Here is a 15,414-nt window from a genome sequence, read left to right on the forward strand (position 1 = left end):
CCTAATAAGGAAGCCAAAACCATCAACGAGGCAGTCCAAGGCTTGATTAAACGTTACCCTATCGCCTCCATTACAGCTGATAATGGTTCGGAGTTTAGTCTCTTATCAGAACTAACTGACATTGAAGCCTACTTTGCTCATCCTTATTCATCATATGAAAGAGGTTCAAATGAGAACTTCAACGGCCTCCTCAGAGAGTTTCTCCCTAAAGGGAAATCTCTCAATCCGCTGACTGACGAAGAACTTGCTCAATATCTCTCAGCTATTAACGAAAGACCTAGACGACTTCACCATTACAAAACTTCAAAATTTCTGTTTGGGCTAGCCCAAACAGCCTAAATAATGGAATCCTAGTCTATCTATGAACTTGTTGCACTTGACTTGACAATGTGCCCAAAATTATCATCTGGCATTGCTTCCGAAATTTGCTTTCTAAAAGATAATGGACTTGCACCTATTTTATCTTTCTTCGCCGATGAATCATTTTGAACAGTCAAAACAACTTGGTCAAAAATATCAATTTTTTGCATTGCAATTCTTCCATAATGGAATAAAAGGAGAGCCTAAACTCCCCTATCATCCATTAATTATAAATTTTAAAGGCATCGTCATCGTTTTGACCAACGAATGGCATTGCTTTACGAAGTTCTGCCCCGACTTTTTCAATTTCAAGGTTTGCAGCTTCTTGACGATAGGCTTCCATTTTTGGACGTCCAGCCTTGTAATCATTAACGAAGTCGTTAGCAAATTTACCTGATTGAATATCTGCTAGAACTGCTTTCATATTTTCTTTCACTTGGTTTGTAATGACACGTGTCCCTGATACATAGTCACCAAACTCAGCAGTGTTTGAAATAGATTGACGCATTTTTTTGAAGCCACCTTCGTAAATAAGGTCAACAATCAATTTCATTTCATGTAGAGTTTCAAAATAAGCCAATTCTGGAGCATAACCTGCTTCAGTTAGAACTTCAAAACCTGCTTCAATCAGTGCTGTCAAACCACCACAAAGCACCGCTTGTTCACCAAAAAGATCTTCTTCGGTTTCTTCTTTAAAGGTTGTCTCAAGCAGACCTACACGAGCAGCCCCTACACCTTTAGACCATGACATGGCAATGTCTTTAGCGTTTCCAGTCGCATCTTGGTAAACGGCATAAAGCGCTGGTACACCAAAGCCTTCTGTGTAAGTGCGACGAACAAGGTGTCCTGGCCCTTTAGGAGCACACATAAAGACATCCACGTCTGCTGGCACTTTGATAAATCCGAAATGGATATTAAATCCATGAGCAAATCCAAGGGCCTTACCTGCTGTCAAATGCGGTGCAATCTCGTCATTGTACAGGTCAGCTTGGATTTCATCTGGAGCCAAAATCATAATGACATCAGCTTGTTTGGCCGCTTCTGCTACTTCAAATGTTCCAAAGCCATCTTCAACAGCCTTATCAAATGATTTCCCTGGACGAACGCCGATAATCACATCGTGACCTGAATCACGTAAGTTTTGCGCATGAGCATGACCTTGTGAGCCATAACCAATTACAGCAATTTTTTTGCTATCAAGTGCTGGTACTTTTACATCATTTTCATATTCCATTGTTACTGCCATAAATTTTCTCTTTTCTATATTTTATTTCCTAAACTAGGATAAATCTCTAGTGAAGCCCGTTGCACCTGTACGAGCAATATTTTTAATGCCATAGGGTGTAATCACGCGAAGAAGGGCTTCAATTTTATCTGCGTCACCTGTCATCTGAATAGTAATGGATTTTGTTGCCACATCCACAACACTCGCTCTAAAGGGTTGAATAATGGATAGAATCTCTGCACGCTTGGCTGCCGGCGCAGCGATTTTGACCAAAAGAACCTCTCGCTCCAAATGAGGAAGATCAGTAATGTCTCGAACACGCACCACATCAATGAGACGATTAAGTTGCTTAATAATTTGCTCTGCCTCGTCCAAGCTTTCCACGTCAATGATAATGGTAATACGAGAGATTTTAGAATCATCTGTTGGACCAACTGAAATCGATTCAATATTGACCTGACGACGAGAAAGAACACCTGTGAAACGGTTAAGAACGCCCGTTGAATTTTGAAGTTTTGCTGTTAACATTCTACGCATTGAAGGTCACCCCCAACATCTCATGATTTGCCTTACCTGCTGGTACCATCGGAAGAACATGCTCTTTATCAGAAATACACACCTCAATTAGCATTGGTTTATTTTCAGTAATAACTGTCAACTCTTCTTCCAGACGAGATGGATCTGTCAGACGATAACTTGCGATTCCATAGGCTTGAGCCAATAGTTGAAAATTCGGTTCATCGTCAAAGGTAGATTGGCTACGACGTTCTTCGTAGAAGGATTCTTGCCACTGGCGAACCATCCCCAAGGAATGGTTATTGATGAGCACTACCTTTATCGGTACCCCGTAGCCATTCAAAATAGCTAACTCTTGGTTAGTCATTTGGAAACCACCATCACCAACAAATAAAATGACTTCTTTATCTGGATTAGCTAATTTAGCCCCAATAGCCGCTGGAATACCAAATCCCATGGTTCCCATACCACCAGAAGTTACCAACTGCCGTCCGTGACGATAAGGGTAAAACTGTGCCGCCCACATTTGGTGTTGCCCAACATCAGTCACGATAATCGCTTCACCATCCGTTAATTTCCCAACCAACTCAATAACCTGTTGTGGTTTAATAAAATCATCCGATTTATCATAACTAAATGGTGCTCGTTTTTTATTGGACAAAGCTTGCGCTGTCCAGTCAGCATGGTCTGTTGCCACACTATCAAGACTTAATAGCATTTCAAGAGCCTTCTTAGCATCTCCAACAACAGGAATATCCGTTTTAACGACTTTACCAATCTCTGCCGGATCCACGTCAATATGAGCTACAACAGCATTTTTAGCAAATTCTGCTACATTACCAGTCAAACGGTCATCAAAACGTGCACCAATATTGATAATAAAATCAGCATCAGTCAACGCCATATTTGATGCGTAGGATCCGTGCATGCCTCCCATACCAAGCGACAAATCGTGAGAAATCGGCATTGTTCCAAGTCCTAATAGCGTGGATACTACAGGAATTTGATAACGTTCTGCAAACTGAATGAGTTCCGCACTAGCTTCTGCATAAGCTACACCTCCACCTGTCAATATCACTGGGCGACGAGACTTACTAAGTTGCGCCAGCAATTTTTTCATCTGAAGACCGTTAGGAACTATCGTAGGTTGATAAGATGGTAAATCCACAACTGTTTCATAGTAGAAATCCACTTCATTTGCTGATATATCTTTTGGTAAATCAATGACTACTGGACCTGGACGACCTGTTGTTGCGATATGAATGGCCTCTGCAATAATACGAGGAATATCCTCTGTGTGACGGACCTGATAATTATACTTGGTAATTGGCATCGTCATTCCAATCACATCAGCTTCTTGGAAGGCATCCTTGCCGATGCCTGCTGTCGCCACCTGCCCAGTAAAAACAAGTAAAGGAACACTATCTCCCATGGCATCTGCAATACCTGTAATGGCATTTGTCGCTCCCGGACCAGAAGTTACTAGAGCCACACCAATCTGTCCTGTTGATTTTGCAAAACCTTCTGCTTCGTGAATAGCTCCTTGCTCGTGGCGAGCCAGAACATGGAATATTTTATCTTGATACTGATAAAGGGTGTCATAAAGTGGTAAAACTGCACCACCTGGATAGCCAAATATCCTATTAATGCCTAGACTTAAAAGGGTATCTAAAACCAACTCTGAACCCGATTTGGGCTCATTCAAATTTACTTTTTCCACAAGATCTCCCTTCTTTAATTACTCCACAGATTGGATAAATACAATATCAACTATTCGAACCACTCTAACGACAATCTCTAAAAAAGCATTTATCAATGACAGTAGTCTAATCATCCCTAACCTGTTAGATTTGTTTTTGAATTGTCTAAAAATTCAAAACTTTTATACTATGATACCATTTTTGGTAAAGATTGCAAGATAAAATTTTTAAATACTTTCATTAATTGTACAAAATTGTCCTTGTCTCTCTTATGCAATAGTGTCCTTCATCCCAATAATGAATTCGCTCAAAAGAGTCCTCCCGCCAATACAATAGCCAATGTCCTCGGATATCATCTTACATCGGTAAATTTTCCAACTCTTCAATCGGCCACCATTTCAATTATCCTTCACGAGAATCGGAAAGCAATTCGCCCTCAAATTCTGTACATAAGAAGTCATAGTAAACATATCGCTCAACCTTATCAGGATTGGAAAAAACAGAAATACCTTTTGGTTGTAAATTAAGTGCAATCAGCCCAGTTTTTTCTTGTAATTCACGTTTGGCTGCTTCAAAAAATGGTTCAGAAAATTCTATACTAAGGAAAAGCCCCACTTCCCTATTTCTCACTTTCAACAGTCTATCCCCAGGCTGTATCCATCCCTTGAAGTTGTCATGTTGCCTGTCTAGTAATAAAATACGGTCTCCATCTTTTACACGGATGTTAACCCAATTTAAAATATGCTCTGTCATTTTATCTCCTTTTCTAGCCAAAAAAACGTTACAGGAAATCCCGTAACGACTTGTCTTTATTTCATTTATAACAACATTTTTATCTTTCAGAAAATAAACTAAGGTTATTGGTTTGATTAAAATGTCGATTCTTTCCAATGAACCGTACAATCCAAGACCTGTTGGCGTTCAACTTGATTGGTCCCTTCAATCTGATCAATCAACATCTTGGTCGCTTGGCGTCCTTCTTCAAAAGCAGGCTGAACAATGGTAGAGATAGTAGGGGACGAAAAGTTTGTCCACTCAGTATTATCAAAACCTAGGAGACCAATCTGTGGGAAGGTGAAATTTAGTTCTTTCATAATATTGAATACCAAAGGTAGCGCCCAGCAGTTGGGAACAAATACCAATGTTTTTTCCTGGATGGAAACCTCTTTGGCAAGAAAGTTTTTCATTTCTTCTACATCAACATGTTCATCTGCAATTGTCAGAGTTACATAATCCCGCTTGCAATCTGATAGGGCATCCATAAAGCCAGTCGCACGCTCAATGCGCGTACTGAGGCGACTGGTATCTGCTGTGATAAGGATGAATTTTTGATACCCCTTTTCAACACAGACTTGAATTGTGTCGTAGACAGCATCGTAATTATTAGTCTTAATCCAACTCGTGCGGTGTTCATAGAGTTGACTGTCAAAGAAAATCATCTGTTTCTTCTTTTCTTCAATAATGCGTGAGTACTTTCTAAAATGCGAGGTGGGTTGGATGATAAAACCATCTACACCAAGCATTAGCATACTCTCAATGTACTTATCCTCGCTGGCTTGATCATAATTGCTATTTCCAATCATCACTTGGTAACCGCTCTTGTGGGCTTCTTCTTCAATCCCCTTGACAATCTGATTGGAAAAAGTATTCGTAATATCACCGATTAGCACACCTATCAATTTCGTGCTTTTTGAATTGAGACTTCGCGCAACAATGCTAGGTCGGTAATCCGTCTCACGAATCACTTTTTCTATCTTCTTTCTTGTCTCTTTAGACATTTTCTCATATTTACCATTCAAATAAAAGGAAATGGTTGTCTTTGAAGTCTGAGCCAACTCTGCAATATCCTTGATAGTAAGCTTCCCTGACATCTTACCAATACCTCCTTATGCTATGTTTATTGTATCATACTATCCGTAGTTTAGCAGGGATTTCGACTAAAATCAATCGCAATTTAGGCATCTTTTTTAATTTCTGAGTCGAATAACCTTTTGCGTATTCTTATCTACAACAAGGCACTTACCCCTCAGAGGAATTCCATCAACTTGGAGTAATTTTTCTCCCTTGTAAATATCCTGATCGATAAGCGATATAAGAATGTCTAGAGCTTCTCCCTTGCAGGTAAAAGCTAGACCAGCTTCTACCAAGCGACCATCGGTTTGATGAACCGGCACTCGTTCAATTTGAATATTCTGCTCTGCCAGCAAGGTGAAGGTAACTAGTCGGTCCTTAAAACATTCTTGTTTTACCAATTTCTTAGTAGCTGTTAGCTGATTGTAGCGGTGAGAACGCACAGTTTCTTGTATTTCAAAATCATTTGCACTGTATAAGCGGATGTCATTGACTTGCTGATGGCTAATCTTCACGGCTTCATCTAAGATAAACTGGGTGGTTAATTGGTGTTGTCCTGAGCAATCTACACTATCTACTACCAGTAGTAAGTCTTGTCCAACCATAAGGAGTTGTCTCTTGTGCCAATAAGGAATTCCTTTTCTAGTCTGCGCCCGATATATTCCTTGCAGCCAGTGATAGTGTTCAACGCTCTTGCTAGTATGGCTGATAAACTGGGGATAGGATTTGTATTCCCAAGAGCCACTCACCTGCTCTGGTGGGTTACCATCAAGAATGCAACTGTTGTGAGCCCAAGCACTTTTGAGTAGGTAACGCTCTTCGCATTCTCGGTAGCTAAAGCGACCGCTATCAATCAGAATAGGTTGTCCCCTGTGGTAAAAACAGAAGCTATTTTGATCGGAATGACTGTGAGCACTTCCCATGGGACCTGCTTTAAAAAATAGATAACTATCCTTTTCTTTGATGATACTGTGTCCGGACTCAGGAAAATGGCAAGCTCCTGTTGTCCTTAATGGTACTGTCAAGTTTTCAAACTGTCGCAAGCCAGCTTCTCCAACCAGAAACAGAATACTTAGGTCTAATTTAGAATCATCTATCAGATAAGAGTTGTCTCCAAAGAAAATGGCTGTCAATTGTAAGATGTCAGTAGTCCTGTGCACATCACTATCTCCTATAGGCAAACTCTTTCCATCTGGCCCTGTTAATTGTACTACATAGTTTGCCATCTTTTTTAAGACAGGAGTCCAACTTTTACGATAAGCTGGTAGGTGAAGGGCAATTTCCAGAAGTAGTTTATACACTTCGACATGATACAGAAAGGATTGTTCAAATTGAGTTCCATCTTCTAATACCTGTGTTTGAATCTGTATCTCGATTTCCTGACAGGCGAAGCGGTACTCTTCCTCCAAATTGACCTTATCTCCAATATAGGCATGTGCCAAGAGCATGGCTCCTGTTTGAAAAATTCCCCAGTTGCTCAGTCTATCTTTTGGGCGATAATGGCAACGCAGATAGGCTAGCTGTTGCTGGATTGATTCCAATAGTCGTTTGTATTCTTCTTCTGCTAGCCAGCTTGTTAAAAATGGAAGGATTCTCAACCAACTAAGGCAGCGAATAGCAGTATCCAGAGTTCGGCTACTGGTTCTTTTTGGATGCCAATCTGTTACCTGTTCTATCCAACTGAATACCAAGCGTTTGACCTGCTTCATGTAGCGAGGGTCTTTTTCAACCAGATAGGCAAAGACCAGCTTCCACAGATATTCCTGACGATTGAGCATAAAGGTCCATTCCTCATCCCCGTGGCAATCGGCTCTCCAGTCCAGGGGAGAAAGATGGTAACCAATAGGACAGGGCTCCATATCCCAATTATCCTCAAAGAGAAAAATATCGTCTAGTAAATTCTGACAAGAACGATGTAATTGTTTATAGGCTTGAGCCTGCTGATGAAAGACATAATTTCTCAGTACTTCTACGGATTTGTCATCTGTTGATTTTTCAGATTCCATTTGCATGGTTGCTCCTTTCTTTGTTTACTCTCTAAAAAATGAGGTTGGAAAAAAGTCCAACCTCACTTTCAGAGTTCGTTTCAACATCTAAGTCCAGTGGTTAATCGTTTTTTACAGTCCAGAGGACTATGAAAAGATTGTGCGAAGCAAATACTAGCACGTTATGCCTTCTACTTCAAATCTGACCCCTACGAATGTTGCGGACTTTGTTCGGCCATCTCCATCTCAAAGTGGTGGAGAGGTTAAAAAGCCTTCTAGACCTTTTTAAACAGGAGATTAGGACTGACAGGAGTCAGTATACATAAGTTATGGTCTGGGAAGAGACCGTTTTAGCTCAACCACTAAAATATAGACTTGTTGACGAAACTTTTTCTATTTGTCGAGTTCTTTCTCCACCCCTACGATACTTACCATCAATCAGGAATGTGATTTAGAACGTTTGAAAGTTGCTGCTACTCCTACAGTTGCCAAACCAAAAATACCAAAGTTAAGACTTGTTGTATCTCCTGTATCAGGCAACTGTGTTTTTTCTTGCTTTTCCTTGGATACCATTGGTGGTTTCATGGTTGTTCGTACACTTAGTGGCTGGGTGTTTTGGCTCATTTGATTGGTCTTAGGTAGATGATTTTCTGCTTTATCTGGGACTACTCTTCTCGCCTCCCCTTTTCCAGAAGTTTCTGAAGGCGAAACTTTCCAAACAATAGAAGGATTAGCTGGAGTTGTTTCTGACTCCACAGTTATACGAGCACCTTCTCCTGTCAACTGGATGCCATTCTTCACTGTACGGGTAGATGGATTATAAAAAGCAATGCGGTAGCTGCCATCCACTTTCTGAATCGTATACAAACCAGCGTCTGTCAAAGTGATACCGTCCGTCAATTTATAAGCAGCATCTGTATATTTTACAACACCCCATACCTCTTGCTCTTGATCATAGACCACTTGGAGGTCTCTGTCTTGGTGTAGTAATTTTACACTAGCCGCAGCTTGGTTTACTTTTTCCATAGATTGGTTTGGAACAAGTACATAGGCATAATTGCTGGTTGTCTGAGGCTGCTCATGCCATAGGGTAACAAAGGAATTTTTCACCGTTTCCTTGGACTGATTATAGTTGATATCACTCCATTTACCAGTGCGATGATCTAGTTTGGCACGAGTTGATAATTGGTTCAAGAAGACATAACCAATAGACTGATTATCCTTCCCATTCGTCATATAGAAGGATTTGGTCTGATCCGTTGCTACTTCCTTAGAGAGATCAACCTGCTGACCGTTTATATAATATTTATAATTTTCCCCGGTCAATAACTTACGATTTTCAATCGTTGTCACTGCCCCTTGAGCTGATTGGTGTTTAATATCTGTCCCCAGAAAAACAATCTTATTGCCCAAGACAATCCAAGCTTTACGAGCTGTTAGGCTCTTATTCCAGTTGTTGAAATCCATAGCAATGGTTGCTAAACGATTCCCCAACTGGCTTGCCCCAACAAAATCACTTGCCAAAGTGACCTCGCCACTACCATCTTCTCGTTTGTCCTTGGTCGTTGTTGTACCTGATAAACGGTAAGGATCAACAGTTGGCCAATAGTTATTACTATAGTGACTCAAATCACCGTTGTAAAGATAGGACATCCCATCTGCGGTGTACCAACCCTTACGGTTTTCATTGTTCATATCTTCATAGTTCTGTGTCCTAGAAGAATGCATGGATAAGGCAAAGGTGAAGCCTTCTTGAGCATTTCGATAGACAAATTTGTCCATATTATTGAAAGCTGCGATATAGTCCTTAGCCACTTCAGCAGCAATCTGATTATCTGCCAAAAGTTTATTCACCAGATCAATATCCTTATAGGATTTAAGTCCTTTATAGTTATCATAGAAAGTATCAGATGTTAGCTGCGCTTTGACAAAAGATAATAACTTAGCCTTTTGTACCGGCTGAGCAGACTCTGCAATACGCACAAGAGACCGCAAAATCTCCATAGCCTGAACATGTGATTCACCAGTTGCACGACTGATGGAGCGACCACGAGTCATATCCATCAATTCACCACGAACTAAAATAGGCATAAAGGCTTTTTCAATCCATTCGTAAAGAATGTTCGTTTGTTCGTCTTTGAGGGCAAAGTCTGTTGACCGGATAACTGGCAGCAATTGTGAGAAACCTTCAATCAAAACATTACCATAAGCACCTGTATAGGCAACATTTGTATGGTCGATAAAGGAGCCATCCTTATAAAAACCTTCACCTTTATCCACAAATTTCATAATAGTTGTCAAACCTTGCGCACCTGCCCTTACACGATCAGCATCTTCGCGTAGCGCTCCTTCCAAAATAGCTACCTTACTAAGGTCAGTCTGGTTACCACCGACTGCTGGGGTCGCTTTATTGATTGTCTTACGAATAATGGTCGGATCTGGAACAAATTTTGAAATCGGCTTGGTATAGGTCAAAATCTCTTCTTGACTAAAGTAAGGGAACATGTAAATCAAGGTATTGACAACTGCACGAGGAGTACCGATTTCATAGTCCCACCAGTTATCGGTGATTTCTTTTTGTTCATTATATACATTGCTATATAGCCACTTCATCCCCGCTTTAACTACATCAATGAGAGAACGGTCATGATAGTATTTAGAATCAGAGTTTTCAATCACCTGAGCCATCTGTTCTAAACGACGGTAAACTGTTGTGAGATGGCTGGACTTACTAAAGTCAATATCCTTAAAAATTGTCTTTGTCTGCTCAGTTGGCTCCACCCAATTTTTAAGAGAGGAATCGACACCTGCATCTAGACGTCCCAGAAAGGCTTTCATTTGCGCATCGCTAGGCTGATAACGCTTATTAGCTAGGGAAATATCTTCCCAATTGTCCCGCAACTGATCAAAAACAGTTGCCTGATGTTTTTTAACAATCAACTCAAAACTAGATACTTTCGTATCCTTATCATAAACTTCTACCTGTGTCTTACCTTCTGTAAGAGGACGGAGTATGCCTTTTTCTAATGTAGCAATCGCTGAATTTGCAATCTTATAAGTCAAATCTGGACGAGTAGGCAGGTAAACCTTATTGCTAGCAAGGGTAATCTGTCCCAATTCTGGCTGATCAGGTCCTGTTTTTTGTTCCGGTGTTTCTGGCACTTTTTCAATATGTTCAACCAACGAAACGTTGTCAAGCCAAGCATGACCGATACTATTTTCAAAAAATAGTTCGACCTTCAGTTTGCGAGTTTGTGGCGAGATGGTTAAGACTTGCTCTACACGCTCTTTCTTGCTGCCATTTTTAAAAGGGGTATGGATAAATTCTTTCGGCTCCAAATCCTTCCCTTCTGCTGTCAAACCGTGTAACCGAACGCGCACTCCGCTACCTTCCAGATTCTTAGTTTCCACATCATAGCCTAAGAGATATTTTTTACTAGGAACAACATCCACAGTTTGATGAACCGCTACTCGGTATGTATCGGTTGAAGAGATATGGAGCCGCCCGTTATCAACGGTTACCTTTCCATTTTCCTTTTTCACATTACCCGGCACCCAAGTTTCCCAGTCTTTAGCTGCCTGTCCTGACCAGACCTCTGAAGCCTTTGTTGTGGTTGTAAAATCCCCATGTTTTACCAAATTGGTTGTAGTCTCTTCAACTGCCTCTTTGACCGCCTTTGGACTATCATCAACTTTTGAAGCTGAACTTGAAGAATCTTTGGTCGCAGCCATTGGATTCCCTTCAGGACTTGCTGTATTTTTGACTTCATCGCCTGCTTCTGTCGTTTTAAGACTTGTATCTGTTGTTTCCGTTGTCTTTAGACTTGCTTCTACTACTTGATTCGGTTGAGAACTTGTTGGTTTTGTTTCTGGCAACTGATTAGCTGCAACCCGTGTACCTATCATGGACAATGCAATCAGAGCTGAGCAAACACCCACTCTATATTTACGAATACTATAATATTGTTCGGTTTGACCTTTAAAAAATTTCATTGGTCCTTCCTTTCCCTTCTGTAGGAGGATCAAAGGATACCTCCCTAACATTTTACATAAATACTTTATTTAAACACGAATATACCATACGCACATACTCATTACAACCACTTTATTGCAGACGTTTTCTTTGCAACACAAGAAAGAAGAACTACTTGGTAAAAAGCAGTCCTTTAGATTTTCCCATAATTGACTCTTTCTCAACGTAAACGTGGACATTTTCTGCAATCTGCAATTCTACCAAACTACCTGTTAGTTTGATAATTTTGCCATGCAGTCCAGATAAGAGGATAATCTCATCCCCAACCTTCAGAGTTGATAAATACTGTTGGCGCTTATCCATCTGTTCTTCAAACTCTTTTTGTTGCCTCTTACGATTAACATAGGAAGTCACTATGGGAAGTATAGTTGATAGAGCTACTAAAATAATGATGATATAATAAAGCGTTTGTTGTTCCATAGATACCTACGCAAGTATTCCCAACCAGCTACCCAAGATACCGATAATAACTGTCAAGATAACCAACTTGTAGGTTGTCCATTTCTTATTCTTGATGAGGTAGTACACCAAAATAGTAAACAAAGCTGGAAGCAAGGCTGGCGCAATCTTGTCCAACATTCCTTGAATGGTCACAATCTTTTGATCTGCCCCTTCTTTCACCTCACCCGCTGCAAATGTAATCGGTACAGAGATTTTCACGAAGGTCACCGCTAGACCAGAAATAACTGTTACCCCAATGATATTTGCCACTTTAGAGATAGTTGCCATCTGTTCACTCAGCTTATCAATCACACTGGTACCGAATTTATAACCATACAAACCAGTCAAAAGTTTGATAGAAGTCAAGATAATATTCATACCAAGGAAGAATAGGATTGGTCCTACAACAAGTCCTTGACCTGCCAAAGAAGCTGCAATGGTAGATAGGAGAGGAGCCAAAACGAATTGTGAAAGTGAGTCACCGATACCCGCTAATGGTCCCATGAGAGCCATCTTAATCCCACGCGTATCTTCCTCAGGCAAATTATTTTCCAGCATTACCAAATGAAGACTGGTAATAAAAGGTACGAAATGCGGATTGGTATTATAAAATTCACAGTTTTCTTCTAAAGCCTTGGCTAAGCCTTCCTTGTCATCTCCGAAGTGCTTTTTAAAAGCCGGATACATGACATTGGCATAACCAATTCCCTGATAGTTACTATAGTTAAAACCATTCTGTAGGAAAAAGGCCCGTAAAGAAGTATTGATATAGTCCTTTTTAGTTAATTTAGATCCAGTCATCGTGTGCTTCCTCCTGTTTTACTGCCACTTGTTCTGGTTTGTTAAATAATTCTCTCAGCGCAAAGATACTTCCGACAATCGCAATACCGATAATTGGGAGTTTAAGATAGGCTGCACAAACATAACCAAGTAATACAAACGGAATGAGTTCTTTCTTAGCCATCACAGATAAAATCATCGCAAAACCGATAGCTGGAAGCATTTTGCCTGCAACACTCAAACCATTCAACAATACTGGTGGAATCATTTCAACCAATTTCAACAAGGTATCCATTGAATAAGCACCGAGGAAACCAAGGGCAAAGCCGAGAATAGCAAAAGTAATAATTGTACCATTAGCAGCATGTTTAAATTTAGAAAGATTGCCTGCACGAAGGTGTTTAACCGCAGAGGCAGGTGCTCCTGCATGCAAAGTGTAAGCAGATGTTTGTAGGAACTGGATCCCTACTGCAATCGGAGTTGATAGCGCAAGTGCAGCTTCTGGTGTAACTTTACCAGCACTTGTAATCGCCATCAATGTTCCAAAGATACCGGGACCAATTGGATTTGGTGGTACCGTACCGCCAGCACCAACACCAAAGCCCATATAGGCCAATTCACTAATGGCCCCCATAGCTAGAGCAGTTGGAAGATCTCCTAAGATAATTCCGACACCAAATGATAGAACGATACATCTATTTGTATAGAGACCTAACAAAAGTCCACTAAAACAGAATGCTGTCCATAAACCAATGAGAGCAGCTTGAATGAGACTGATCGTCATGATAATTCTCCTCTTTTATTTTTTAAAATTTAATCCAAAATTTATCCTAAATATAATCCAATACATTCACTTCAATCGCACCATCATTGCCAGAAGGTGTAGTCTTAGTATTGAAACGAACTTTGTAAACATCACTCAGCTCTTTCACCGCAGCCTTATCCTCAGAACCGAAGAAAATCGAGCGAGTGACCTGCATTTTGCCAGGAGCATTGTGGATATTTCCGATGTTTAGTTCTGTAATCGGAACACCACCCTTCACCAGAGTCAAAGCATCAGATAAATCCTTAACGATTAAAAAAATCGTCTGAGCTGGATTTGCCTTATAAATCACATCAATAACCTTTTGCAAGGAAAAGAAGCGCATAGCAACGGAATCTGGAACAACCGTTTTCATCAAGGTTTGCTGAATCTTATCCTCACTAACTTTATCATTTGCAACAATAACTGTATTGCAACCCAAAGATTTAATCCATAGTTGCCCTTGCCCATGAACCAATCGTTCATCGACGCGAGTCATTACAATATTTGGTGTAGCCATCAGTTCCTCCTACCAATATAATTGCCAATCTTTATAGAAACGAAGCAAGGCTTCTAAGTAATAATAATCTCCCCAGATATTTCCTTCATCCACTCCTTTACCAGAATGCCAAGAATAGACACCGTGTAAAAGCAGAGGACGACCTGGCTGTAAGGTTCGATTTGCATAATTGTCCATCAATGAGCGCAACATGGCATGCATTGCATATTTGTAAGTTTCCTTATCCGAATCTACTTCCGGCAAGTATTTCAACATTTCATGGATACCGCAAACCGCTACCGCTGTCGCAGAAGAATCTCGGGACTGACCACTGCCATCGTTAAAAATCAAATCCCAGTAGGAAACCTTATCCTCCGGCAAACGATTAAGGAAGTGATTCGTCACACCTTTAAATAAATCCAAACAAGCTGAATCTTTTATCATACGGTAGGTCAATGGAATACCATATACACCCCATGCCTGCCCCCTTGCCCACGAAGAAGCATCATTGTAGCCCTGACGCGTTACCCCTTTGACTGGCTCTCCAGTCGCAGGATCAAAGTAGAAAGTATGGAAAGTTGAAGCATCATCACGAATGACCGTATTGACGGAAGCGTAGAAATGGTTGACGGCTATATCATAATATTTCCGATCGCCTGTTTGTTCATAAGCAAAGAAAAGCAACTGCAAATTCAACAAGCAATCAATGATTAAGCGATAATCCTCTGCCTTCCCAAGTTCCCCCCAAGCTTGAATAAATCCGCCTTTTTCTTGATAACGTTCAATCAATTTATCAGCAGCCTTTATGGAAGCTTCAAGTGCCATAGGGTTTCCTGTCAGCTTATAATCTGCTACGCAGGAAGGAGAATAGAGAAAGCCTAAGTCGTGATGATCTAGCTCAACTCGCTCAGTAACACGCTTAAAAAAAGAAGCGGTATTAGAAGTTGCTAGCGCTTTCATTTTTGCGCTCGCAGAATACTCATATCCTAACCAGAGAGCACCCGTCCAAAAGCCATTGGTCCATTCCGTATTATCCATCTTTGGATAAATATTATCGAAAGTTGCTGGAGTTGGAAAATCTTCCCCAAAGTAATCCAGATTCAACTCTAACTGCTGAAGGGCGAGATTAAGTGCCGCTTCCACCTCCTCTTTGGTTAACAGTGGAGTTGTTCTGAACTCCTCTCCCAACCGAATCGGCTCAATCAATACTTCTTTTATCATC

Annotated in this window: 13 protein-coding genes and 1 pseudogene; 1 reads left to right on the plus strand and 13 read right to left on the minus strand. The window is 40.6% G+C overall.

Annotated features, from left to right (window positions below; translation table 11 throughout):
* Positions 1–339: IS30 family transposase (locus GZ996_RS08745; protein ID WP_162011856.1), on the plus strand; the 339-nt coding region annotated here is incomplete at its 5' end.
* Positions 340–359: 20 nt separating this feature from the next.
* On the opposite strand, the gene GZ996_RS08750 is transcribed toward GZ996_RS08745, so the two are convergent.
* From GZ996_RS08750 to GZ996_RS08810, 13 genes and pseudogenes are all read right to left on the minus strand, one after another.
* Positions 360–530 carry a hypothetical protein gene (locus GZ996_RS08750; protein WP_162011857.1) on the minus strand — a complete coding sequence of 57 codons (171 nt, stop codon included), beginning with the start codon at positions 528–530 and terminating at the stop codon, positions 360–362.
* 53 nt (positions 531–583) lie between these two features.
* Positions 584–1,606: a ketol-acid reductoisomerase gene (ilvC, locus tag GZ996_RS08755; protein WP_156806261.1), complete on the minus strand. Its 1,023-nt coding sequence runs from the start codon at positions 1,604–1,606 to the stop codon at positions 584–586.
* Between the two features lie 33 nt (positions 1,607–1,639).
* Complete coding sequence (ilvN, locus tag GZ996_RS08760; RefSeq protein ID WP_162011858.1) at positions 1,640–2,122, minus strand: acetolactate synthase small subunit; 483 nt, start codon at positions 2,120–2,122, stop codon at positions 1,640–1,642.
* On the minus strand, positions 2,115–3,821 hold the full coding sequence (locus GZ996_RS08765; protein WP_162011859.1) for an acetolactate synthase large subunit: 1,707 nt from the start codon (positions 3,819–3,821) through the stop codon (positions 2,115–2,117). Before GZ996_RS08765 ends, ilvN begins: the two co-directional genes overlap by 8 nt.
* 220 nt (positions 3,822–4,041) lie before the next feature.
* Positions 4,042–4,554, minus strand: a pseudogene (locus tag GZ996_RS08770) (NUDIX domain-containing protein).
* Between the two features lie 116 nt (positions 4,555–4,670).
* Positions 4,671–5,672: a LacI family DNA-binding transcriptional regulator gene (locus tag GZ996_RS08775; protein WP_156806264.1), complete on the minus strand. Its 1,002-nt coding sequence runs from the start codon at positions 5,670–5,672 to the stop codon at positions 4,671–4,673.
* 96 nt (positions 5,673–5,768) lie between these two features.
* On the minus strand, positions 5,769–7,664 hold the full coding sequence (locus GZ996_RS08780; protein WP_162011860.1) for an alginate lyase family protein: 1,896 nt from the start codon (positions 7,662–7,664) through the stop codon (positions 5,769–5,771).
* A 411-nt stretch (positions 7,665–8,075) separates the two neighbouring features.
* Positions 8,076–11,630 carry a hyaluronate lyase gene (gene hylA, locus GZ996_RS08785; protein ID WP_162011861.1) on the minus strand — a complete coding sequence of 1,185 codons (3,555 nt, stop codon included), beginning with the start codon at positions 11,628–11,630 and terminating at the stop codon, positions 8,076–8,078.
* 151 nt (positions 11,631–11,781) lie between these two features.
* Positions 11,782–12,090: a preprotein translocase subunit YajC gene (locus GZ996_RS08790; RefSeq protein ID WP_161980779.1), complete on the minus strand. Its 309-nt coding sequence runs from the start codon at positions 12,088–12,090 to the stop codon at positions 11,782–11,784.
* Between the two features lie 6 nt (positions 12,091–12,096).
* A complete protein-coding gene (locus GZ996_RS08795) occupies positions 12,097–12,912 on the minus strand; it encodes a PTS system mannose/fructose/sorbose family transporter subunit IID (RefSeq protein ID WP_162011862.1) in 816 nt (271 codons plus the stop codon).
* Positions 12,899–13,675, minus strand: a complete 777-nt coding sequence (locus tag GZ996_RS08800) for a PTS mannose/fructose/sorbose/N-acetylgalactosamine transporter subunit IIC (RefSeq protein WP_161979266.1) — start codon at positions 13,673–13,675, stop codon at positions 12,899–12,901. Before GZ996_RS08800 ends, GZ996_RS08795 begins: the two co-directional genes overlap by 14 nt.
* 46 nt (positions 13,676–13,721) lie before the next feature.
* Complete coding sequence (locus GZ996_RS08805) at positions 13,722–14,213, minus strand: PTS sugar transporter subunit IIB (RefSeq protein ID WP_161980780.1); 492 nt, start codon at positions 14,211–14,213, stop codon at positions 13,722–13,724.
* Between the two features lie 9 nt (positions 14,214–14,222).
* Positions 14,223–15,413: a glycoside hydrolase family 88 protein gene (locus GZ996_RS08810; RefSeq protein ID WP_161979284.1), complete on the minus strand. Its 1,191-nt coding sequence runs from the start codon at positions 15,411–15,413 to the stop codon at positions 14,223–14,225.
* Position 15,414 lies beyond the last annotated feature (1 nt).

It is taken from the genome of Streptococcus sp. S784/96/1 (genome assembly GCF_902729355.1).
GTDB lineage: Bacteria > Bacillota > Bacilli > Lactobacillales > Streptococcaceae > Streptococcus > Streptococcus caledonicus.

What these genes read in the sequence shown, in the direction of transcription:
- ilvN (WP_162011858.1), bottom strand. Translation starts at nt 2,122, where the DNA reads ATGCGTAGAATGTTAACAGCAAAACTTCAAAATTCAACGGGCGTTCTT.
- GZ996_RS08805 (WP_161980780.1), bottom strand. Translation starts at nt 14,213, where the DNA reads ATGGCTACACCAAATATTGTAATGACTCGCGTCGATGAACGATTGGTT.
- hylA (WP_162011861.1), bottom strand. Translation starts at nt 11,630, where the DNA reads ATGAAATTTTTTAAAGGTCAAACCGAACAATATTATAGTATTCGTAAA.
- GZ996_RS08750 (WP_162011857.1), bottom strand. Translation starts at nt 530, where the DNA reads ATGCAAAAAATTGATATTTTTGACCAAGTTGTTTTGACTGTTCAAAAT.
- GZ996_RS08810 (WP_161979284.1), bottom strand. Translation starts at nt 15,413, where the DNA reads ATGATAAAAGAAGTATTGATTGAGCCGATTCGGTTGGGAGAGGAGTTC.
- GZ996_RS08790 (WP_161980779.1), bottom strand. Translation starts at nt 12,090, where the DNA reads ATGGAACAACAAACGCTTTATTATATCATCATTATTTTAGTAGCTCTA.
- ilvC (WP_156806261.1), bottom strand. Translation starts at nt 1,606, where the DNA reads ATGGCAGTAACAATGGAATATGAAAATGATGTAAAAGTACCAGCACTT.
- GZ996_RS08780 (WP_162011860.1), bottom strand. Translation starts at nt 7,664, where the DNA reads ATGCAAATGGAATCTGAAAAATCAACAGATGACAAATCCGTAGAAGTA.
- GZ996_RS08775 (WP_156806264.1), bottom strand. Translation starts at nt 5,672, where the DNA reads ATGTCAGGGAAGCTTACTATCAAGGATATTGCAGAGTTGGCTCAGACT.
- GZ996_RS08800 (WP_161979266.1), bottom strand. Translation starts at nt 13,675, where the DNA reads ATGACGATCAGTCTCATTCAAGCTGCTCTCATTGGTTTATGGACAGCA.
- GZ996_RS08795 (WP_162011862.1), bottom strand. Translation starts at nt 12,912, where the DNA reads ATGACTGGATCTAAATTAACTAAAAAGGACTATATCAATACTTCTTTA.